Origin of the sequence: Flavobacterium sp. RSP15 (assembly GCF_003968755.1) — a bacterium.
Taxonomy (GTDB): Bacteria; Bacteroidota; Bacteroidia; order Flavobacteriales; family Flavobacteriaceae; genus Flavobacterium.
Genome location: NZ_RYDL01000002.1, coordinates 304,351 through 325,759, shown reverse-complemented (window position 1 = coordinate 325,759; position 21,409 = coordinate 304,351). Strand labels below are relative to the sequence as shown.

Genomic DNA, 21,409 nt, shown 5'->3' with positions numbered 1-21,409 from the left:
TATGTTCTTAAAATGTAAGATCATTTAATACCTGTAGCACTTTATCGTTTTTTTCATTATTTTTCATTTCTGAAAGTTGTGATTGAAAAAGACTAAAATTACCGCCGTCCTTTTGTAAGTTTTCGATAACTAAAATTCGAACCGCTGCCAATTGGCTTTTCAATGACATCGAATATAATTTTGTTAAAGACTCTTCGTCAATATCTTTTATATTAACCTTATCAGAATGCAGTAAAATCAAATTAGAAAACAATAACGAGTTATTATCATTCTTAATATTTTTGACAATAGTCTGAATAATTAAACTGTAATTATCTATACTTTTTATATTAGTCACAATGTTGTTTAAAATCAAATTGGCATTGTTTTCATCCTTTTCTTTTACATATTTATTGATTTCTTTTTGCGTGTTCATCAATAAATTTTCTTCTTTTTTGCCTTTTTCTTCCCAAGCATCTTTTAATCCAACGGTTTTATTAAAGACAATTTTGCCTTCAGTTGAATCTTTATCCACATTGAAGTAACCCAATCGTTGAAACTGAAATTTATCCCCGGATTGTACCGTTGCCAAACTTGGTTCTACAAATCCTTTTACAATTTGTAACGAACCAGGATTCATAAATTCCAGGAAATTTTTCTCTTTATGACTGTCTGGCGCTTCATCGATAAACAAGCGATCATAGAGCCGAACTTCCGTCTCTAGAGCATGTTGTATAGAGACCCAATGCAGGGTTCCGGCCACTTTTCGTTGACTGGCTTCGCTCCCGCTCCCGCTCCTGCTGTCTTCATCATACGTTACATGAATTTCAGTAATATTACCCGCAGCATCTTTTACAACACGCTCCCCTTTAATAATATAGGCATTTTTAAGACGTACTTCTCTTCCTAAGCTCAATCGGAAAAATTTGGCAGGAGCCTCTTCTAGAAAGTCTTCTCTTTCAATAAATAATTCTCTTGAAAAAGGAACTTTCCTCAATCCTGCACTTTCATCTTCCTGATTGTTTTCAGCATCAAGCCATTCTTCTTTGTCATCCGGATAATTTGTGATGACTAATTTTATAGGATCTAAAACCGCCATAACTCTTGGAGCCGTTTTATTCAAGTCTTCACGCAGGCAAAATTCCAAAAGTGAAAAATCAATTATATTTTCTCTTTTGGCAACACCAATACTATCACAAAACTTACGAATAGAAGCTGCGGTATATCCTCTTCTTCGCAATCCTGAAATTGTTGGCATTCTAGGATCATCCCAACCGTTTACAATATTTTCTTGTACTAATTGCAACAGTTTTCGTTTGCTCATTACCGTGTAGTTCAAGTTCAAACGGGCAAATTCATATTGTTGTGGTCGTACTTTTGAGTCATCATAAATTTGGTCTAAAAACCAGTTGTATAATTCTCGGTGCATTACAAATTCAAGCGTACAAATAGAATGCGAAATTTGCTCGATATAATCGCTTTCTCCGTGTGCATAATCATACATTGGATAAATATTCCATTGATTGCCTGTCCTGTGATGGTGACGGTGTAAAATACGATACATCAATGGATCTCGCATCAACATATTAGTAGATGCCATATCAATTTTCGCACGTAAAACATGACTTCCTTCCGGAAAATCTCCATTTTTCATTCCTTCAAATAAAATGAGATTTTCTTCTATCGTACGGTTTCTGAAAGGCCCATCTACACCTGCTTGTGTTGGCGTACCTTTTTGCAATGCCATCTTTTCCGAGGATTGGCTGTCTATATATGCTTTTCCCTTTTTAATCATCAAAATTGCCCAGTCATACAATTGCTGAAAATAATCAGAAGAATACAATTCCTCGGTCCAGTCAAATCCCAACCATTTTAAATCTTCTTTGATGGCGTCTACATATTCCTGCTCTTCTTTAGCAGGATTGGTATCATCAAAACGCAAGTTAACCGGTGCATTGTACTTTAATCCTAAACCAAAATTCAAGCAAATTGATTTAGCATGACCAATATGTAAATAGCCATTAGGCTCCGGCGGAAAACGAAAACTTAATTTATCTTTAGGAAAACCGTTAGATAAACTGTCTTCAATGATTTGTTCTATAAAATGGAGCGATTTTTCTTCAGTTGACATTTTTTTGTTTTATTTTAGCAAAGATAAAAAAAGTTTGAGGTTAAAGGTTTAAAGTTTCCATAGAAACCTTTGAAAAATTAGCGATTCCTCTTTACATTATACGCTTTACACAAAAAAATAAAATAATGGGAATTATAAAACTTAAAAATATCCGCACCTACTCCTACCATGGTTGCTTGATCGAGGAAGGAAAAATTGGGTCAGACTATATTGTAAATTTAGAAGTTAAGACTGATTTGAGAAAATCCAGTATTACAGATGATTTGAAAGACACGGTGGATTATGTGCTCTTAAATCATATCGTTGTAGAAGAAATGGCGATTCGTTCAGACTTATTAGAACATGTGGCACACCGAATCTTAACGCGAATCTTTGAAGAAATTCCGGAAATTTCCAGAATTATTGTGGCGGTTTCTAAACTAAACCCTCCTATTGGTGGTGATGTTGAAGCAGTTACTATTGAATTGGAAGAATATAGAAGCTAAATTAAAAATATTTTTTAAAACTTTTAAACTTTAAACTTTTAAACTTTAAACTTTTTGAGTACTTTTGCCGTCCCTTCAACAGGGCGTCGTGGCCGAGTGGCTAGGCTGGGCTCTGCAAAAGCTCCTACTCCGGTTCGAATCCGGACGATGCCTCTAAAACCTTCAAAGCAATTTGGAGGTTTTTTTTATGTCTAATTTTTAAGAAAAATTAAATAAATATAGGGTTCGAATCCGTCCTGAAGCTTCGAGAAATGCCTCTAAAACCTTCAAAGCAATTTGGAGGTTTTTTTTATGTCTAATTTTTAGGAAAAATTAAAGAAGTTTTCATTTTTAAACCATTAAGAAATTAAGAAAAATTAAGTGTACAGTATTTATGCAACTTAATTTATTAATTGTTTTAAAATAATTTCAGTTAATAATTTAGTGACTATAAACTTAAATGGCTTATGTGTTTAAAATAAAAAAAGCCCTGAATCTAAATCAATTAGAGTTAAGGATTTTACTGTTTTATAAAATTAAAAATTACTTAATTATCTATTTTATCAAATGCTTTTTTTACTAATTCTTTTTCTTCCGGAAACCAACCTTGGGTGATCAAAACCATCCCAAAAACCATCATTACAATACTAATTCCTTTTTTAATTGTAAGAATGTTATTAGGGGTAAGTTTTGTTTTTAACTGTTTTGCTAATGCAATTTTGATACAATCTATAAATAAATACGTTCCAATAACTGCAATAAAAAAAGTTATCATTCTGGATGTTTGCATTTCTAGTTTTGGCCCCACTGAAATAATGATAGCCAACCAAAAACCAAGTACACCTATATTGATAATATTTAACAAAAAACCTTTTATAAAAAGACTTAAATAATTTTTTTTGACTATTTCCTTATCTATAATATCTGTATTTATTTTCTCTTCTTTTTTTAATTGCAGGAAAGAAACTATACCATAAGCAAGCATCAACACACCTCCAAAAATAAAAAGTGCCGGTTGGTCTTTTAAACTTTGAATCAGCCGGTAGCTTCCCAAATAAGCAATTCCTATAAAAATAATATCTCCTAAAATCACGCCTAAATCAAATACTAAAGCCGCCCTAAATCCTTTTATAATACTTGTTTCCAGTAAAATAAAAAAAACAGGACCAATCATAAAACTTAAAAAAATTCCCCAAGGAATACCCGCTAGAATGTCATTTATCATTAAACATCTAAATTTATTAGTATTAAAAGTAAACCAAAATACTAATTCTTTTCTAAGATAGTGCCACCTATGAAAACATTTTTATTAATCTGTTTTGGTTTTCCATAAATAAAAATAGAACCACCTGCTTTTACTTTTGCATCCACTAAGGTTGAGGCATGAATTTCTGATTGTCCACCTGCAGCAACGCTTATCGTTGTTTGTGAAGTCAGTAAATCCTTAGCATTAAGAATTCCACCAGAAGTAATAGTTACATCTTGATTTTTGGCTCTTCCTGATACTGAAACTATTCCTCCAGCGAATGCTTTTATAACTAGTTTTTCAGTATCAATTTCTAACTTTATTTCACCTCCGGATTTTGCATTCAAATCTAATACTGTTTGTTTAAAATCAGAGTCACTTGATACATAACTTCCTTCGCTTACAGCAATACTCTGCAAAGTTTTAAAATATAACTTAACTTTAATATCATCTCCAGATAATAATTTAGGGAAAGGCATTCTGATTTTTAATTCACCGTTTTTATTCACCGTTTCCACTTCATCTGCGCGAGCACCGGTTATGATAATTTTGTTTTCTGAGGCTGCAATTAATTTGACACTAATTTTATCAAATACTTTTACTTCATCAAAATCTCCTAAATTTCTGGTTATCTGAGCATTTGTTATTTGACTTAAAAATACAAAAGCAATAATCACTAATTTTTTACTCCTATTTCTAATATTTATTTTTTGGTATTGCTTCGCCAGTTCGTTAGCACTCGTGTCGTGAATCTTTGATTTCATTTCTTTTATTTTAATGGTTCTTCAATTCTTCTTAAAAAATTAAAATCCAGTTGTTTTTTAACTAAATCAGCATTTTTTACTTTAACGTAAATTTCATCTCCTAATTGTAACAATTTTCCAGAAGTTGCACCAGTTAGTGCATATTGTTTTTCATCAAAGGTGTAATAATCGTCTTTTATATCCCTGATTCTACACATTCCTTCACATTTATTTTCGATAATTTCTACATAAATTCCCCATTCTGTCACACCGGAAATTACACCCAAAAATTCCTCGTCCTGATGATCTTGCATGTATTTGACCTGCATGTACTTAATAGAATCACGTTCAGCATTAGTTGCTAAACCTTCCATTGTGGACGAATGAACGCATTTTGTTTCATACGTTTCTTCATCTACTGATTTACCTCCGTCCAGATAATGTTGCAACAAACGATGCACCATCACATCCGGATAACGACGAATTGGTGATGTAAAATGTGAATAATAATCAAAAGCTAAACCGTAATGTCCTATGTTATCCGTTGAATATTTAGCTTTACTCATACTTCTAATTGCAAGGGTATCAATTAAATTTTGTTCTTTTTTACCATTTACATCTTCCATTAATTTATTCAAAGCTTGTGAAATAGAACCTTGTTTAAAATCAATTTTATGTCCAAACTTAGCAATAACAGCTTGCATTGCAAAAAGTTTATCCTCATTGGGTTCATCGTGAATTCTGTAAATAAACGTTTTCTTTTGTTTTCCAATGTATTCTGCCACTTTTCTGTTGGCCAAAAGCATGAATTCTTCAATCAGATGATTGGCATCTTTCGAAACTTTAAAATAAACGCCTTGCGGTTCACCGGCTTCATCTAAATTAAATTTCACTTCCACTTTATCAAAAGTAATAGCTCCTTCAGCCATTCTTCTTTTTCTAAGAATTTTAGCTAATTCATCCATTTTTAGCGTCGCAGCGACAATTTCTTTGGAAACTTGATACGAACTTGCCGTGATCGAAATTTCTGATGGAATTGTATCATCTTTAGTTTCTATGATGTACTGCGCTTCTTCATACGCAAAACGTTGATCAGAGTAAATTACCGTTCGACCAAACCATTGGTTGATAACCTCGGATGTTTCGTTAATTTCGAATATAGCCGAAAACGTATATTTTTCTTCATTTGGTCGCAACGAACACGCAAAGTTTGATAATACTTCGGGTAACATTGGAACTACTCGATCTACTAAATAAACTGATGTCGCTCTTTGATAGGCTTCATCATCCAGGATTGTTCCTTCCTGAAGATAATGGGAAACATCAGCAATGTGAATACCAATTTCGTAATTACCATTTTCTAGTTTTTTAAATGAAAGTGCATCATCAAAATCCTTCGCATCTTTTGGATCAATCGTAAAAGTCAACGTATCTCGCATATCGCGACGTTTAGCAATTTCATTTTCTTCTATTGAGGTATCAATTTTTTGTGCAAACGTTTCTACTTCAATAGGAAATTCTGACGGTAAACCATATTCAGCAAGAATGGCATGAATTTCTGTATCGTGTTCCCCTGGTTTTCCTAAAACTTTTATTACGGAACCAAAAGGACTATCCGCTCTGGCCGGCCAATCTTCAACGTGTACCAAAACTACATCACCTTGCTCGGCCTCGCCTATTTTATCCTTTGGAATAAAAATATCGGTATACATTTTTGGATTTGCAGTAGAAACAAAAGCAAAATTGGCTTGAATGTCAATTACGCCCACAAAATCTGTTTTATTTCTTTCAAGTACTTCAATCACTTCACCTTCTGGTCTTTTCCCTTTTCTACGATTGTAGACATAGACTTTGACAATATCTTTATCTAAAGCGTGGTTCAAATTATTAGTTGGGATAAAAACATCTTCTTCCATTTCAGCACAAACAAAATAAGCTGTTTTGCGGCTTGTCATATCAATTTTACCCTCGTAATACTCCTTACTTTCGGCTTTTACTAAGTATTTACCCGGCTCTGATTCTATGATTTTGTTTTGCGAAGCCAGAATCTTCAAATCCTTTATAATTTGATTTCTGCTTTCGGTATCATCAAGCTCAAGTTTTGATCCTATCTGTTTATAATTGAATGCTTTATTAGCACTTTGCGATAATATTTTTAGTATTTTTTCAGAGAAATCTTTCTCTTTTTTTATCGGCTTTCTTAGTCTTTTACTCATAAATCGGTTCTTAAAAGTCTAAAATTACAAAGAAGATATCATATTACAGATTTTACGGATTATATTTATTAAAAAAATAACTTTCGTATCTTTATAAAAATTGAAAAAATGGAAGATTTCAAAATAATTAGAACCTTTAATTATTCACATGAAATTGTGGTACTAAAGCATTTATTAGAACAGGAAAAAATCAACTATTTTTTCGAAAATGAAACGTTGGTTTCCATTGATCCATTTGGCAGTTTTGCTTATGGTGGAATTAAACTTAAAGTTCACATTAATGATTTTGAAAAGGTTCAGGAATTATTAGATAACCTGAATACAAAACTGACTATTGTTTAAATCTAAAACAGTACTTTTTTTGAAAGTTGTCAACATCTATTATTTTAAATAAAAAGAAAAATTAAATTTAAATTATTTTTTGATTGTTATTATAGCTTGTTAATAGTAGCAATAAATTTATTTTAAAAAAGGTTTAAATTAAGTTTAAAAATGTTATTGGGACTTATCAACATTCTTTTTTATATATAAAGTATTAATTATAAAGTCTTTTTATATTTTAATTAACAATGGTTGATAATATAAAAACTAGTGGTTTTGTAAATAACTCACACAATACTATTTTGTTGATAACCCACTTTTTAATATTAATAACTATTCTAAAAATTAAGGAAACTAAATTAGGATTTAAAAACTGGGTTTTGGATTACTTATTTTTTAGATAGCACCCAAAAATACTTCTAAAATTCTATTTTAAGTTATCAACATTGTATGTTAATTTAAAGTTAACTGAATATCAAGCAATTGTATTTCGTTATTAACAATGTAATATTTTAACATTTATAATACAAAATTTATATTGATTTACAGCTATTTATATATTAAACGGAATTGTTAATAACCGTTAATTGAATAAGAATCTGATAGTTACAAAATAAATTATTAAATTCAATTTTAAAGGTATATTTAAATTGAATCTATCAAATAAATAGGACTTATTTAATTCATCAGAATAGATTACTTTATTTAAATTTGCACAACATTATTTAATACATAGTATATGAAAATCTCCATAGGAAACGATCATGCAGGTCCGGAATACAAAAAAGCAATTGTGGAAATGCTTCAAGCAAAAGGACATGAAGTAACTAATTACGGAACAGATTCAGCAGCAAGTGTAGATTATCCAGATTTTGGTCATCCTGTTGCTACAGATGTTGCAGAGGGAAAAGCTGATTTTGGAATTGTTATTTGCGGGAGTGGCAACGGAATTTCTATGACAGTCAATAAACAATCTAAAATTCGTGCGGCTTTATGCTGGATGAAAGAAATAGCAGTTTTAGCTCGTCAACATAATGATGCTAATATTATTAGTATTCCCGCTCGGTACACTTCAATTCCACAAGCAGTAGAAATGGTTGAAGCATTTTTAAGTACTGAATTTGAAGGTGGAAGACACCAAAATAGAGTAGATAAAATTTCTTGCTAGAATTTAATTATTCCAAAATTATACAGTCCAAAAAGGATTAAAATTTGAATTACTATTATTGCGTAAAACCTCAAAAGGAAGCTTTCCTTTGAGGTTTTATGTCTAAATAAAAGCATTGCTAACCCGGAACCAAGTGCACCGCCAATAACGCTTGGCAGCAACAAATTAAGTTCTGAAATGCGTCTTTTTTGATTTACAGCTAGCTGTTTGTCAACTGCTATTATTGAAAAAGTAACCAAATTAATGAGTGCAAAATACCAGAATAAAAAAGACATAAATAAGAAATTTTGACTCAAAGATACTATTTTAGCAAAATGATTTTATAATCTTAAATTTAAAATGACCAACATACAATTCATATCAAAAGTCGTTGCCACTGCAGCAATAAACATTCAAAAAACAGTACAATTGTTACAAGAAGATTGTACTATTCCTTTCATTTCTCGCTATCGAAAAGATACAACAGGAAATCTGGATGAGGTACAAATAGAACAAATTGCAAAGCTTCAAAAAGAATACGAAGTGATTGTAAAACGTAAAGAAGCGATTTTAAAATCGATTCAGGAACAAAATGTGCTCAGTCCAGAATTAGAAAAAAAAATACAACAAAGTTTCGATTTACAGGAATTGGAGGATTTTTATCTGCCATTCAAAAAGAAGAAAAAAACCAAAGCCGATGTGGCTAGAGAAAACGGATTAGAACCTCTGGCTAAAATCATTATGGCGCAAAATAATGATGATGTCAATTTTATTTCGACAAAATATTTGAACGACAAAGTAAGCAATCAAGCAGCAGCTCTGCAAGGCGCCAGAGATATTATTGCCGAATGGATTAATGAAAATAGTTATGTTCGAAAGCAACTCCGACGATTGTACGAACGCAAAGCCATTATTACGACTAAAGTGGTAAAAACAAAGAAAGAAGATGAAAAAGCACAAAAATTTAATCAATATTTCGATTGGTCTGAGCCGTTGACTAAAACACCTTCACACAGATTATTAGCCATGCTCCGTGCCGAAAATGAAGGTTTTATTAAGGTTAAAGTAGAAGTTGATATTGATGAAGCGTATGTTATTATTGATGCGTTAGTTTTAAAAAGTGAAAATAAAACCACACCGCACGTTCAATTAGCTATCGAAGATAGTTACAAACGATTGCTGAATCCGGCGATTTCAAATGAAACTTTGCAAGAAGCTAAAGTGAAGGCTGATGCCAATTCTATTCAGGTTTTTGCGAACAATCTTGGACAGTTATTACTGGCGCCGCCGTTGGGTGAAAAACGAATTCTGGCGATTGATCCCGGTTTTAGAAGCGGATGTAAAATTGTTTGCTTGGACGAAAAAGGAGATTTGTTATACAATGAAACTATTTATCCGCATGCGCCTCAAAAAGAGGAAGCGATGGCGATGAAAAAAATTCGTTCGATGGTAAATTCGTATAAAATTGATGCTATTTCAATAGGAAACGGAACGGCTTCACGTGAAACCGAATTCTTCATCAAGAAAATAGCTTTCGACAAACCGGTCCAGGTTTTTATCGTTTCAGAAGCGGGAGCATCGGTGTATTCTGCCTCAAAAATTGCTAGAGATGAATTTCCGAATTATGATGTCACCGTTCGAGGTTCGGTTTCTATAGGTAGACGACTAAGTGATCCATTGGCCGAATTAGTAAAAATTGACCCGAAAGCCATTGGCGTAGGCCAATACCAACATGATGTGGACCAAAACAAGTTGAAAGAAGAATTGGATAATACAGTGGTTCGTTGCGTGAATTCAGTTGGGATAAACATAAACACTGCGAGCAAGCATTTATTGAGTTACGTGAGTGGAATAGGAGAGAAGCTGGCTGAAAATATAATACAATACCGCTCGGATAATGGTCCTTTTACAGATAGAAAACAACTTAAAAAAGTACCGCGTTTGGGTGAAAAAGCGTACCAACAAGGCGTTGCTTTTATCCGAATTTCGAATGCAAAAAACCCATTGGATAATTCAGCGGTTCATCCGGAAGCCTATGGAATTGTAGAAAAAATGGCTAAAGATTTGAAATTGACGGTACATGATTTGATTGCCAACAAAGAGAAAATCGCTTTGATAAAACCAGAAAACTATAGTACACCAGAAATAGGTTTATTGGGATTGAAAGACATTATCAAGGAATTAGAGAAACCAGGATTAGACCCCAGACAATCAGCTAAAGTATTTGAATTTGATCCGAATGTAAAAATGATAAAAGATATAAAAACAGGAATGATTTTGCCGGGAATTGTCAATAACATTACTAATTTTGGTTGTTTTGTGGATATTGGAGTCAAAGAAAGCGGGTTGGTTCACATCTCGCAACTCAAAGCCGGTTTTGTTAGTGATGTAAATGAAGTGGTTAAATTGCACCAACATGTTCAAGTCAAAGTGACCGAAGTAGATGAGGAAAGAAAGAGAATTCAGTTGACGATGGTCATTTAAATCATAAAAAAAGGCTTTTCAAGTATGAAAAGCCTTTTTTTATTTTGTTTCTCCTTCTTTTTTATCAGCTGACGGATCTTCTTTAGCTGCGTTTTTGAATTCTTTGATTCCGCTTCCTAAGCCTTTCATCAGTTCCGGGATTTTTTTACCTCCAAAAAGTAATAAAACAACCGCCAATATAATAAGGATTTCTGTAACACCTATACTACTCATAATACGATAATTTATTGCCGAAGCAAATTTGTAATAAACCTATCAGCAAAGGTATAGAGAATTAATTAATAGAAACTCATTTAAATTCATTTATTTTAATTTTAAAAACGTTAAAAATTTATTAAAAACGAATGCAAGATTAAGAAATATGATCCTAGAAAAGCGAATACAATCAACGACAATAATTGTTATATTTGTTAAATAATCAAAAAAGATGCCCGACAAAGGATTAAAAAGACAGAAATTAAAGGAAAATTTATTTAATAAAAGGCGTTTAATCATACTAAACGAAGATACTTTTGAAGAAACTTTTTCATTGAAACTTACCCTAATGAACGTTTTTGTGGTAGCGACTTTAGGCGCTATAATCATTACATTTGTCACCACCTTTATCATTGCATTCACTCCTTTACGAGAATTTATACCGGGCTATTCTTCTTCAAAATTGAAAAAGGATGCAATGGAATTGTCTTTAAAATCGGATTCTTTGTCACGTGCATTAAAACAAAACGAAGCCTATATCCAATCGATTCAAAAAGTGCTGACCGGAGAATTAGAATATGCAAAATTCAATAAAGATTCAATACTCGCGGAGACAGAGGAAGCGCCTTCACAGGTTGATATGTCTGCATCAAAACAAGAATTAGAATTGAGGCAACAGGTTGCGCAGGAAGAGAAAAATGTAAATTCCTTGCGATCCTCTAACAAAGGTAAGAGTCAACCTCCAGTAAAGTAAAATAGTTTTTATTACAATAAAATGGAGTGCGCCCAGCGGCTCAAACAATTAAAATCAGAAGGAAGAAATGTCAATAAAATCAATTGCAGCAAAATTATTTGCAAAAAAAATTTACAATACCACACAAGCTTGGTCTACTGATCCTATTGAAACTCAAAAAAAAGTTTTTTTACAATTAATAAAAGACGCAAAGAAAACCCAATTTGGCGTAGACCATCATTTTGACCAAATTAAAAATTACGATGATTTTACGAATCAGGTTCCTATTCGAGATTATGAAGGGTTAAAGCCTTATATTGATAAGGCGGTCAAGGGGTTAGTTGATGTGCTTTGGAAAGGAAAGCCACTTTATTTTGCCAAGACTTCTGGAACAACATCTGGGGCTAAGTACATTCCTTTGACAAAAGAATCCATGCCGTTTCACATTACAGCAGCCAGAAACGCTATTTTGCATTATATTCATGAAACCGGTAACGCTGATTTTGTAGATGGAAATATGATTTTCTTGCAGGGAAGCCCACTTCTGGAGGTGAATAATGGAATAAAATTTGGTCGTTTATCTGGAATTGTAGCGCATTTTGTTCCAAAATATTTACAAAAAAACCGAATGCCCTCTTGGGAAACCAATTGCATTGAAGACTGGGATACTAAAGTGAATGCAATTGTGGAGGAAACAATCAACGAGAACATGGCTGTGATTTCTGGAATTCCTTCCTGGGTGCAAATGTATTTTGAGAAATTGCATCAAAAAGCAGGGAAGCCTGTTGGGGAAATCTTCAAAAACTTCAATTTGTTTATTTACGGCGGTGTAAATTATGAACCGTACCGTGCCAAATTTGAAAATTTGATAGGCAGGAAAGTCGATAGTATTGAGCTGTTTCCGGCTTCGGAAGGTTTTTTTGCGTACCAAGATTCACAAAAAGAAAAAGGAATGTTACTACTTTTAAACTCGGGAATTTTTTATGAATTTATTAAATCGGACGAATTTTATACTGAAAATCCAAGACGTTTTACGATTGGTGAAGTGGAACTGGGCGTCAATTACGTTTTAATCATTTCTACTAATGCAGGACTTTGGGGATATGATTTAGGCGATACCGTTCAGTTTACCAGTTTAAAACCCTATAGAATTATAGTATCCGGAAGAATTAAACATTACATTTCGGCTTTTGGCGAGCATGTAATTAGCAAAGAGGTAGAAAGTGCGCTGCAGGAAGCAATTCTTGGAACCACTATTCGCATCAATGAGTTTACTGTAGCACCACAAATTACTCCCGCAGACGGATCGCCGTATCATGAGTGGTGTATTGAATTTGAAAACGAACCGGAAGACAGCGTATCTTTTGCGGAAGCGCTGGACAATGCCATGCGAAAACAAAACATGTATTATGATGATTTGATTGTTGGTAAAGTGTTGCGAAAAGTGGTGATTACCAAAGTGGCTAAAAATGGCTTTCAGGACTATATGAAATCGATAGGCAAACTGGGCGGACAAAATAAAATCCCGAGGCTTTCCAATGATAGAAGTATAGTGGATTTGTTAAGAAGTAAATAAATATCTTACCTTTGAAAGTTAGAAAATAAGTAGAAAATGAAAGAAACAAAAAATATATCACGCTCCAGAGCACAAGAATCATCGGCAGCTATTGAAAAAATGTACATCACGATGCGCCACCTTTTCAACAGGGGATTTTACAAGCCGATGGGAATTTCAGGCGATACGTTGCGCGAAGCATTATTAGCATTACGACCAGAAATATATGGAAATATTGCCGAAGAAAAAGTAGAATTGAACGGACTTTTATATGTAATTGAACGTCTGCCGGTAGGAATAGAAGAATGTAGATTTATCAATTTAACTTCGGATGAAGGGTATTCTAAATCGCATTTTCAGGCGATTGTACCGCCAAAAAGACGTCGTAATTGTTACCGAATCGACGAGGAACAAATGAACGTGGAGATTACCCGCGGACGCTCAGATATTTATGATATTCTGACGCATTTGACGTTTATTTTCATAGAATCGCACAAAATTAGAAACCGAGTTTTACTGGATGATGCCGGTGAAGTTTCCCGCGACTGGTTCAAACTGGAACAAGCAGTTTCCCAAAAGAAGAAACTGACTCTTGTAGAAAAAGAGAAAGCTATTTCGCATGCCGCTAATATTCTGGGAAGAACATTTGAGGAAGTATTGGATATTTATGACGCATTTGGTTCAGCTGCTGCGCCAGATCGTTTCTTGCATGTCATCTTTTGGTTGGGAAAACTCGCCATTGAAGAAATTGTAGACGATAATAAGAGAACAATCACCTTTAGTCCTATTTTAAGAGAACGATTGGGACACCACATTCACGGAGAAATTTGGGCTACAAAAATTAAAGAAGTGCTAGAAGAAAACCAACTTTTAGACCGTCCAATTCATGTGATTAGTGCGAACATGCACAGTGTGATGAATTCTATTTTTGCTACGGAAGTGTTGAAAACCAAGTTCAAAGAAAAATCGGATTTCTTTATTTATGAGGAATTGAGTAAATCAGGAGCAGATGCTGTGCGAAATCAAGTGGAAGAAGTTGCGTTGAAATGCGGAATGATTTCGTTGCCGGATACCTCAGGAACAAATATTGATGTTCAGATTTTTGATACCGCCAAGATGGATTGGGCAAAAACCTCATTTCAAAAGGCAAATACCGGGGATAAAAAGCCAGTATTAATTGTTATGGATTACGCATTTGGGGAACAGGCGTATGAAACAATTGATGAGTTGCTGAAACCGTTTAAAAAAGATACTTTATTGAATGTGGAATCGGTTTCTATCATGGGTAAAGCTGGGATTCTGGAAGGAGGAAAAGGGGATATTATGATTCCGAATGCACACATTAACGAAGGAACGGCAGATAATTATTTTTTCCATAATGAATTGTCGGCTGAGATGTTTGAAGGCAATGATATTGCTGTTTTTGCCGGACCCATGGTTACTGTTTTAGGAACTTCATTGCAGAACAGGGATTTATTGAAGTTTTTCCATGAGTCGACCTGGGGTGTTATCGGCCTGGAAATGGAAGGTTCTTATTACCAGAAAGCCATTCAATCAGCTTCAAAAATCAGAAAGAGTGTTCCACATGATGTGAAGGTCAGATATGCGTATTATGCCTCGGATAATCCACTGGAAACAGGAAGCACATTAGCTTCAGGCGGACTAGGAACAACAGGTGTTAAACCTACCTATTTGATTACAATTAAAATATTGGAACAAATTTTCAACGTAAAATAAAAATAAAAATGAGTGCAAATGTGCCTAATAATCCTCAAGATCAAGAAATTGATTTGATGCAAATTTCTAAAAGAATAGGAATTTTTTTTCAGAAATTGAACATGTCATTATTTAAATGCATTCGTTTTTTTATAACAAATGCCCTTATAATTTCAATTTTAGTAGTTGTTGGAGTTTCAATGGGATTTTTTTTTGATAAAACACTCAAAACATATAATCACAAGATTATTGTTACTCCAAATTTTGGAAGTACGGATTATTTATATTCAAAAATTGATTTGATCAATTCAAAAATCATTTCAAATGATACTCTTTTTATAAAAGAAGTTTTAGGTATCAAATCAACAAAAGTATTGAAGAAGATAGAAATTGACCCGATAATTGATATTTATAAATTTATTGAAGATAAAGCAGAAAATTTCGAATTACTTAAATTGATGTCTGAAGATGAAGATGTTAATAAAATAATTGAAAACAACATGACTAGTAAAAACTATACTTTTCATAAGATTTTTTTTAAGACAAATAAATTAATTACCGAAGAAGAAGTTGTTCTGCCGATATTAGATTTTTTAAATAGCACAGAATATTACAGTAAAGTTCAAAAAGCAGCTATAAATAATATTCAAATAAAGATGAACCAGAATGACACTATTATTTCACAAATTAATGAAGTTTTAAATGGGTTTTCAAATAAAGCGAATGGTTCTCAAAAAAGTGATAAATTAGTGTATTACAATGAAAACACACAGCTAAATGATGTTATTAAAACCAAAGATGCTTTGATTAACGAACAAGGAGCTCATAGGGTAGGCTTAATAAGCCTTGATAGAATTATAAAAGAAAATAGTACAATACTGAATATTGAAAACACAACTTCGATCAATGGTAAACTAAAATTTGTTTTACCAATATTGTTAATTTCTATTTTCATTCTGATTCGTTTTTTTATTGCCTTTTATAAAAAGCAATCGCTAAAAGCGCAAGTAATAGAATCTTAATTTTTTACAAATATATTTATGAAAGGAATAATATTAGCAGGAGGTTCAGGAACACGATTGCATCCGCTGACACTTGCAGTGAGTAAACAGTTGATGCCAATTTATGATAAACCGATGATTTATTATCCGTTATCTTCATTGATGTGGGCGGGAATCAGAGAGATTTTAATCATTTCGACACCACACGACCTACCATTATTCAGACAATTACTTGGGGATGGAACTAAATTAGGCTGTCGTTTTGAGTATGCGGTTCAAGAATACCCCAATGGTTTGGCGGAAGCTTTTATTATAGGCAAGGAATTTATCGGAAAAGATAAAGTCGCGCTGGTTTTGGGAGACAATATTTTTTACGGAACCGGTTTGTCTAATTTGTTACAGGCAAACAATAATCCGGACGGCGGTATTATTTATGCTTATCACGTAAATGATCCGGAGCGTTATGGCGTAGTCGATTTTGATGCCAACGGAAAAGTGCTTTCTATTGAAGAAAAACCTTTGGTGCCTAAATCAAATTACGCCGTTCCGGGAATTTATTTTTATGACAATGATGTGGTCGAAATTGCGGCCAACATACAACCGAGCCACCGAGGAGAAATAGAAATTACCGATGTTAATAAGGAATACCTGCGAAGAGGGAAGTTAAAAGTGAGTATTCTGGATCGCGGAACGGCCTGGTTTGATACAGGAACGTTCAACTCTTTGATGCAAGCTTCTCAATTTGTTCAGGTGATTGAAGAGCGTCAAGGTTTAAAAATTGGCTCTATTGAGGAAGTCGCATATAGAATGGGTTATATTGATGCCGAACAATTAAAAGCAATTGCACAGCCGTTGCTAAAAAGTGGTTACGGTACACATTTATTAGATATTATTTAAATTAAAGTATGAATTTTATACCTACTGCATTAGAGGGATGTTACATTATAGAACCTAAAATCATCAATGATGAAAGGGGTTACTTTATGGAAAGTTTCAACGAGAATACCTTTCAAAAAGGAGTTCATCAAGACGTTCATTTTGTGCAGGACAATCAATCTTTTTCGACAAAAGGAGTGCTTCGCGGATTGCATTATCAAACAGGAATTCACGCTCAAGCAAAGCTGGTGCGGGTATTACAAGGGGAAGTATTGGATATTGCAGTCGATATAAGACCCAATTCAAAAACATTTGGTGAACATATTGCCATTGTACTTTCGGCTGATAATCAAAAACAGTTTTTTGTACCAAGAGGTTTTGCCCATGGTTTTTTAGTACTGAGCGAAACAGCCACTTTTTTTTATAAATGTGATAATTTTTATAACAAAGATTCTGAAGGAGGAATTATTTATAATGATCCTCAATTAACTATAAATTGGCAATTCCCTGAAATAGAGTTGCTTATTTCCTATAAAGATAACGTATTACCAACTTTAGAAAACGCCAAAAAAGTATGGTAGTGCTTGTAACAGGGGCTAATGGACAAGTTGGGCAATCCTTGCAGTTTATCGCTACAGTTTATCCTGAAATTGAATTTGTTTTTTGTGATTCTAAAACGGTAGACATTACTCAAAAAGAAACTATTGAGCTCGTTTTCGCAAAAGTAAAACCTAATTTTTGCATCAATACTGCGGCATACACTGCAGTTGATAAAGCAGAAAGTGAACCTGATAAAGCTTTTGAAATTAATGTGAATGGGACACGAAATTTGGCAGAAGTGTGTCGGGATTTTAAAACCACATTAATTCATACTTCTACGGATTTTGTTTTTGATGGGACAAAAAAAACACCTTATACAGAAGAAGATATTCCGAATCCGCAGAGCACCTACGGTCAAACTAAATTAGATGGAGAAAAAGCCATTCAAAAAGTCCTAAAGGAACATTTTATCGTTAGGACTTCCTGGGTATATTCGCAATTCGCCAATAATTTTATGAAAACCATGTTGCGATTGGGAACTGAAAGAGATTGTTTATCCGTTGTGGATGATCAGATAGGAACACCAACGAATGCGGTCGATTTAGCGCATTTTTTGGTGCAAATTATGATACAGACTTCTCTAAATCCTCAATCAAACACCTATGGTATTTACAATTTCAGTAATGAAGGTTCTTGCAGCTGGTTTGATTTTGCCAAAAAAATATTTGAATATAATGACATAAACATTGATTTACAGCCTATTCCTACAAGTAGTTATCCAACACCTGCAGAACGACCAAAATATAGTGTTCTGGAAAAAAGTAAGATCAAAATAATTTTTGGAGTTGAGGTAAAAAATTGGGTGAATAGCCTAAAGGGATAATTTATTTTAAATCAGGTTAATTTATTGGAGTTATAGTTTTTGTGGTATTGAATAAAACAGATCAGTAGCAAGTTAAAATATAAAACACCATAGTGCCTGTATAAATAATCTTCAATAAGGCATACAATCAGAGTACTAAAAAGAAAAATTTTAAAAAGAAATACATTTGTTTTCAAACAGGTTTGTATCACGAAAATTAAGTAACAGATATAGAATAAGAATCCTATAATGCCGCTTGAAACGAGTATATAGAAATAATAATTATGAGTCAGATAATTTTGAGACTTATAAAAACTCGAGTCATAATGTTCGCCATAGCATTCATTTAATTTAGCCTGAAGGTTTTCGAAACCAATACCGTATAAAAAATTTTCTTTGGATATAGTAATGGAACAATCTAAAATTGCTTTTCTGATATTTGTTGAATCATAACTTACATTCACGGGAGGTTTATTGTAACTGTTATAAAGTTCAATAAATCGCGTTTTAATTCCAGGAGTCAGCAGTGAAAGCGCAGTAATGAGCCCTATAGTAATAGCTGTAAGAACGACCCTTTGTTTTGTTTCTATTTTTCCTCTAAACAACAACATTCCTATTAATACTAATACGAACAGGATAATAGTAAGTCGGGTTAATAGCAAAAAAGAGATTAATAAAAAGAACAGTATGTATAAAAGTTCAATATATTTTTTATCGTTTAAAACGCGATTAAAAGAATGTGCTGCACATAGGATTAATATTGTCGTGTAATAAGTAGGATGGATGGTAAAAAGAGTAAAATCATAATAAATATAATTTCTAAAACTAGAAACATTCTGAAAAACAACAAAAAATTCTGAAGAAGGGCGATTGATGAAAAAGCTAAAAATATAGATTACAGCAATTAATAAACAGGTTTTTTTTAAAATTGTAAGGTATGAATTAATTTTTTCTAGCGTAAAGAACTGTTTTGGAATCAAAGAAAAAAAAACGGGAATAATCAGAAAAAAAAGAGCGTGTCGTAGTGGAGTAATACTTTTTCCAAAAGTATTGACAAAAACACTATTGACTAAGATAATCCAAAAAGGAATTGTGAGCAGCGCTGTTTTATAGTCTATAAACGAATACTCTTTGGACGCTATTTTATAGCAAATGGTATTTATACAAATAAGAATGATTATAAAACTGGAAATACTTTCCTTTAGCAAAGGAAAGATAAACAGCAGGGATAACAATACAGGAAATAATTTTAAAGTTAAGTTTTTCACGATAGGACGCTTTTTATTTTAGAATTGAAATTCTCAAGTATTTCCTGTTCAGAAAACGTATTCAAAACAAAACTTCGGGCTTTTTGTCCAATATCTTCGCAAAGAGTTGAATTGTTTTTTAATTTTAGAATTGTTTTGTAAACACCTTTGACATCATTTTCAAAGAAATAGAAACCACCTCCAGATTGATTTATAATAGTTAACACTTCAGAATTTTCATTTCCGGAAATTAGTGAAGGTTTTTTGCTTGCCATCATTCCAAGAATTTTTGAAGGCATAATAGTGTCAACAACATCTATTTTTTGAAATAAAAAATGAACGTTTGCGGAACAAAGTAAATCGTTTAGTTCCAGATAAGGGACAGGATCAAAGTAGCGAACAAAGGGAAATGATTTTAATTTCTCTTTTAGATTATTTTTATAGGCACCGTCACCAACGATTACAATTTCAATATTTTCATCTGGGAGTATTAGAACACATAATTTTTTTAAAAAATCCCAGTCTTGTTTCTCTCCAATATTTCCGGAATACAGCAAGGTGAATTTATCGTAATTTAGTATGGAATGTTTTGTACTGGTTTCAGGATTGATTATTTCTGATGACACCCAATTTGGAAAATAAAAAGAGTCAGTTTTAATTGATTTTTGCTTGATTTTATCTATCATACTTGCGCTGATGCTGCTAACTATAGCGGCTGAATTCATCATTTTTTTTTCAAATGCCATCACGCTTTTTTTAAATAGCATAAAGAATAAAGTATTGTTTTTTATTATTCCGGAATCTAGGGCTAAATCAAACTCAAAGTCTTGAATATGGATCCAAAGTTTTGCTTTTTTTACTTTCGATAAAAGTAATGCTGGTAAAATACAAATTGTGAATGGAACTATACAAATTACTAAATCAGTGTTTTTGATTTTTCGTAAGTTTATACAGGTTCCATAAAATAAATCAAACATCATCATTAATCGGCCCTTTAGATTCACTATTTCAGGAACGTATTGTTTGTATCTAATAATTTCGATGTTATCAACAGTTTCTGTAAAGAAAGAAGGGAAATTGACGTAGTTTTGATGGATTTTCCACTGAGGATAATTAGGAAAACCAGTGATAATTACAACACGATATCCTTTTTTTTCAAGAAAACGAGCAAATTGAGTTGTATAGAGTCCTATGGCAGTATCCTCTGGATAAAAAAAAGCTGTAATTACAGTAATAGTTTTAATTTTAGTCATTAGCCCCACGCTTTTTAAGGATGTAAATATATACTATTAGAATATTTTTAGTAATTAAAAATATTTAAAAATATATAAAAAAAAATAATACATTTGCATCATAAAAAAAGTATAAAAATGAAAAAAGTAGTTCTATTGTTTTTAAGTAGTATTGTGTTATTGTCTTGTGGAGGTGATAAGAAAAAAGAAAATGTAGAAACAACGAATGAAGAAGTAATTTCTGATAAAGGAAATTTTTCTGTAGTTATGGATGCGGTTTATAAAAAAAATGATTCTATAGTTTTTTACTACACTCAAAATGGTTTTGAATGCACTAATGAACAAGCTATTAAGCAAGCCATTACTGGATCAGACTCGATTCAAAATATTACGATACAATTACCAGGCAATGTTATTCTTGAAAACTTTAGGATCAACTTGAGCAATAATCCTGATCAAGAAACGGTTTTATTAAGTAAATTCAGAATAAAGCGAAACGAGAATATTTTTGATATTCAACAAGTTGATTTTTCAAAATATTTAAATTTTAATGAAAATGTTTCTTGGGACGATACCTTAAAAGGGTTTAAATTTATTTCTGTAAAAGACAGTTATACTCCTAGAGTATTAGGAAATCAAGGGTTAGAGTCTAAACTTACAGAAATGTAATTTGAACTATATTCAAATCACACACTTAAAGACATTTTTAGAATGTCTTTTT

20 protein-coding genes and 1 tRNA gene are annotated in these 21,409 nt (G+C 32.7%); 13 read left to right on the top strand and 8 right to left on the bottom strand.

From position 1 onward, the window contains the following. Positions 1–7: 7 nt before the first annotated feature. Complete coding sequence (locus EKM00_RS03850) at positions 8–2,110, bottom strand: glutamine--tRNA ligase/YqeY domain fusion protein (RefSeq protein ID WP_126515294.1); 2,103 nt, start codon at positions 2,108–2,110, stop codon at positions 8–10. 125 nt (positions 2,111–2,235) lie between these two features. Here EKM00_RS03850 and folB point away from each other — a divergent pair, with 125 nt between their 5' ends. Then, positions 2,236–2,595: a dihydroneopterin aldolase gene (folB, locus tag EKM00_RS03845; RefSeq protein WP_126515293.1), complete on the top strand. Its 360-nt coding sequence runs from the start codon at positions 2,236–2,238 to the stop codon at positions 2,593–2,595. Between the two features lie 82 nt (positions 2,596–2,677). Further along, a tRNA-Cys gene (locus EKM00_RS03840) sits at positions 2,678–2,748 on the top strand. A gap of 373 nt (positions 2,749–3,121) precedes the next feature. On the opposite strand, the gene EKM00_RS03835 is transcribed toward EKM00_RS03840, so the two are convergent. Genes EKM00_RS03835 through rnr form a run of 3 tightly spaced genes read right to left on the bottom strand, consistent with a single transcriptional unit; the run spans position 3,122 to position 6,779 of the window. Beyond that, positions 3,122–3,799, bottom strand: coding sequence for a LysE family translocator (locus tag EKM00_RS03835; RefSeq protein WP_126515292.1), 678 nt, complete (start codon positions 3,797–3,799; stop codon positions 3,122–3,124). Between the two features lie 41 nt (positions 3,800–3,840). Beyond that, complete coding sequence (locus EKM00_RS03830) at positions 3,841–4,584, bottom strand: head GIN domain-containing protein (protein WP_126515291.1); 744 nt, start codon at positions 4,582–4,584, stop codon at positions 3,841–3,843. A 5-nt stretch (positions 4,585–4,589) separates the two neighbouring features. Next, positions 4,590–6,779, bottom strand: coding sequence for a ribonuclease R (gene rnr / locus EKM00_RS03825; protein WP_126515290.1), 2,190 nt, complete (start codon positions 6,777–6,779; stop codon positions 4,590–4,592). Positions 6,780–6,887: 108 nt separating this feature from the next. Here rnr and EKM00_RS03820 point away from each other — a divergent pair, with 108 nt between their 5' ends. Together EKM00_RS03820 and rpiB are read left to right on the top strand one after the other, a co-directional pair. Beyond that, a complete protein-coding gene (locus EKM00_RS03820; protein ID WP_126454931.1) occupies positions 6,888–7,121 on the top strand; it encodes a DUF2007 domain-containing protein in 234 nt (77 codons plus the stop codon). 718 nt (positions 7,122–7,839) lie between these two features. Continuing rightward, positions 7,840–8,268, top strand: a complete 429-nt coding sequence (gene rpiB / locus EKM00_RS03815; protein WP_126515289.1) for a ribose 5-phosphate isomerase B — start codon at positions 7,840–7,842, stop codon at positions 8,266–8,268. Here rpiB and EKM00_RS03810 read toward each other — a convergent pair. After that, positions 8,265–8,543: a DUF1294 domain-containing protein gene (locus EKM00_RS03810; protein ID WP_126515288.1), complete on the bottom strand. Its 279-nt coding sequence runs from the start codon at positions 8,541–8,543 to the stop codon at positions 8,265–8,267. The genes rpiB and EKM00_RS03810 overlap by 4 nt on opposite strands. Before the next feature lie 64 nt (positions 8,544–8,607). Between EKM00_RS03810 and EKM00_RS03805 the strand changes: the two genes are divergently transcribed. Next, on the top strand, positions 8,608–10,731 hold the full coding sequence (locus tag EKM00_RS03805) for a Tex family protein (protein ID WP_126515287.1): 2,124 nt from the start codon (positions 8,608–8,610) through the stop codon (positions 10,729–10,731). A 39-nt stretch (positions 10,732–10,770) separates the two neighbouring features. On the opposite strand, the gene tatA is transcribed toward EKM00_RS03805, so the two are convergent. Then, a complete protein-coding gene (gene tatA, locus EKM00_RS03800) occupies positions 10,771–10,944 on the bottom strand; it encodes a twin-arginine translocase TatA/TatE family subunit (protein ID WP_126515286.1) in 174 nt (57 codons plus the stop codon). Between the two features lie 214 nt (positions 10,945–11,158). On the opposite strand from tatA, the gene EKM00_RS03795 reads away from it, so the two are divergent. The 7 genes from EKM00_RS03795 to rfbD all read left to right on the top strand — a co-directional run bounded on the left by EKM00_RS03795 (position 11,159) and on the right by rfbD (position 18,230). Continuing rightward, on the top strand, positions 11,159–11,680 hold the full coding sequence (locus tag EKM00_RS03795; protein WP_126515285.1) for a peptidase: 522 nt from the start codon (positions 11,159–11,161) through the stop codon (positions 11,678–11,680). Positions 11,681–11,747: 67 nt separating this feature from the next. Then, the gene (locus EKM00_RS03790; protein ID WP_126515284.1) at positions 11,748–13,235 is read left to right on the top strand and encodes a GH3 family domain-containing protein; all 1,488 of its coding nucleotides are present in this window, start codon (positions 11,748–11,750) and stop codon (positions 13,233–13,235) included. A 36-nt stretch (positions 13,236–13,271) separates the two neighbouring features. Then, positions 13,272–14,951: a DUF6909 family protein gene (locus EKM00_RS03785; protein WP_126515283.1), complete on the top strand. Its 1,680-nt coding sequence runs from the start codon at positions 13,272–13,274 to the stop codon at positions 14,949–14,951. An 8-nt stretch (positions 14,952–14,959) separates the two neighbouring features. Continuing rightward, positions 14,960–15,952 (top strand): hypothetical protein, encoded by a 993-nt coding sequence (locus EKM00_RS03780; protein ID WP_126454948.1) that lies wholly within the window; start codon positions 14,960–14,962, stop codon positions 15,950–15,952. A gap of 18 nt (positions 15,953–15,970) precedes the next feature. Beyond that, the gene (gene rfbA, locus EKM00_RS03775) at positions 15,971–16,828 is read left to right on the top strand and encodes a glucose-1-phosphate thymidylyltransferase RfbA (protein ID WP_126454950.1); all 858 of its coding nucleotides are present in this window, start codon (positions 15,971–15,973) and stop codon (positions 16,826–16,828) included. 8 nt (positions 16,829–16,836) lie between these two features. Then, positions 16,837–17,388 (top strand): dTDP-4-dehydrorhamnose 3,5-epimerase, encoded by a 552-nt coding sequence (rfbC, locus tag EKM00_RS03770; RefSeq protein ID WP_126515282.1) that lies wholly within the window; start codon positions 16,837–16,839, stop codon positions 17,386–17,388. Continuing rightward, positions 17,382–18,230, top strand: coding sequence for a dTDP-4-dehydrorhamnose reductase (gene rfbD, locus EKM00_RS03765; protein ID WP_126515281.1), 849 nt, complete (start codon positions 17,382–17,384; stop codon positions 18,228–18,230). The genes rfbC and rfbD overlap by 7 nt, the downstream gene beginning before the upstream one ends. An 11-nt stretch (positions 18,231–18,241) precedes the next feature. On the opposite strand, the gene EKM00_RS03760 is transcribed toward rfbD, so the two are convergent. Then, a complete protein-coding gene (locus EKM00_RS03760) occupies positions 18,242–19,477 on the bottom strand; it encodes an O-antigen ligase family protein (protein ID WP_158614875.1) in 1,236 nt (411 codons plus the stop codon). Then, positions 19,474–20,709 carry a glycosyltransferase family 4 protein gene (locus EKM00_RS03755; RefSeq protein WP_126515279.1) on the bottom strand — a complete coding sequence of 412 codons (1,236 nt, stop codon included), beginning with the start codon at positions 20,707–20,709 and terminating at the stop codon, positions 19,474–19,476. The genes EKM00_RS03760 and EKM00_RS03755 overlap by 4 nt, the downstream gene beginning before the upstream one ends. Before the next feature lie 117 nt (positions 20,710–20,826). Between EKM00_RS03755 and EKM00_RS03750 the strand changes: the two genes are divergently transcribed. After that, positions 20,827–21,357 carry a hypothetical protein gene (locus EKM00_RS03750; protein ID WP_126454960.1) on the top strand — a complete coding sequence of 177 codons (531 nt, stop codon included), beginning with the start codon at positions 20,827–20,829 and terminating at the stop codon, positions 21,355–21,357. Positions 21,358–21,409 lie beyond the last annotated feature (52 nt).

Bases quoted from the DNA above. Each gene is read 5' to 3' on its own strand.
- EKM00_RS03850 (WP_126515294.1), bottom strand. From the start codon at position 2,110: ATGTCAACTGAAGAAAAATCGCTCCATTTTATAGAACAAATCATTGAA.
- folB (WP_126515293.1), top strand. From the start codon at position 2,236: ATGGGAATTATAAAACTTAAAAATATCCGCACCTACTCCTACCATGGT.
- EKM00_RS03835 (WP_126515292.1), bottom strand. From the start codon at position 3,799: ATGATAAATGACATTCTAGCGGGTATTCCTTGGGGAATTTTTTTAAGT.
- EKM00_RS03830 (WP_126515291.1), bottom strand. From the start codon at position 4,584: ATGAAATCAAAGATTCACGACACGAGTGCTAACGAACTGGCGAAGCAA.
- rnr (WP_126515290.1), bottom strand. From the start codon at position 6,779: ATGAGTAAAAGACTAAGAAAGCCGATAAAAAAAGAGAAAGATTTCTCT.
- EKM00_RS03820 (WP_126454931.1), top strand. From the start codon at position 6,888: ATGGAAGATTTCAAAATAATTAGAACCTTTAATTATTCACATGAAATT.
- rpiB (WP_126515289.1), top strand. From the start codon at position 7,840: ATGAAAATCTCCATAGGAAACGATCATGCAGGTCCGGAATACAAAAAA.
- EKM00_RS03810 (WP_126515288.1), bottom strand. From the start codon at position 8,543: ATGTCTTTTTTATTCTGGTATTTTGCACTCATTAATTTGGTTACTTTT.
- EKM00_RS03805 (WP_126515287.1), top strand. From the start codon at position 8,608: ATGACCAACATACAATTCATATCAAAAGTCGTTGCCACTGCAGCAATA.
- tatA (WP_126515286.1), bottom strand. From the start codon at position 10,944: ATGAGTAGTATAGGTGTTACAGAAATCCTTATTATATTGGCGGTTGTT.
- EKM00_RS03795 (WP_126515285.1), top strand. From the start codon at position 11,159: ATGCCCGACAAAGGATTAAAAAGACAGAAATTAAAGGAAAATTTATTT.
- EKM00_RS03790 (WP_126515284.1), top strand. From the start codon at position 11,748: ATGTCAATAAAATCAATTGCAGCAAAATTATTTGCAAAAAAAATTTAC.
- EKM00_RS03785 (WP_126515283.1), top strand. From the start codon at position 13,272: ATGAAAGAAACAAAAAATATATCACGCTCCAGAGCACAAGAATCATCG.
- EKM00_RS03780 (WP_126454948.1), top strand. From the start codon at position 14,960: ATGAGTGCAAATGTGCCTAATAATCCTCAAGATCAAGAAATTGATTTG.
- rfbA (WP_126454950.1), top strand. From the start codon at position 15,971: ATGAAAGGAATAATATTAGCAGGAGGTTCAGGAACACGATTGCATCCG.
- rfbC (WP_126515282.1), top strand. From the start codon at position 16,837: ATGAATTTTATACCTACTGCATTAGAGGGATGTTACATTATAGAACCT.
- rfbD (WP_126515281.1), top strand. From the start codon at position 17,382: ATGGTAGTGCTTGTAACAGGGGCTAATGGACAAGTTGGGCAATCCTTG.
- EKM00_RS03755 (WP_126515279.1), bottom strand. From the start codon at position 20,709: ATGACTAAAATTAAAACTATTACTGTAATTACAGCTTTTTTTTATCCA.
- EKM00_RS03750 (WP_126454960.1), top strand. From the start codon at position 20,827: ATGAAAAAAGTAGTTCTATTGTTTTTAAGTAGTATTGTGTTATTGTCT.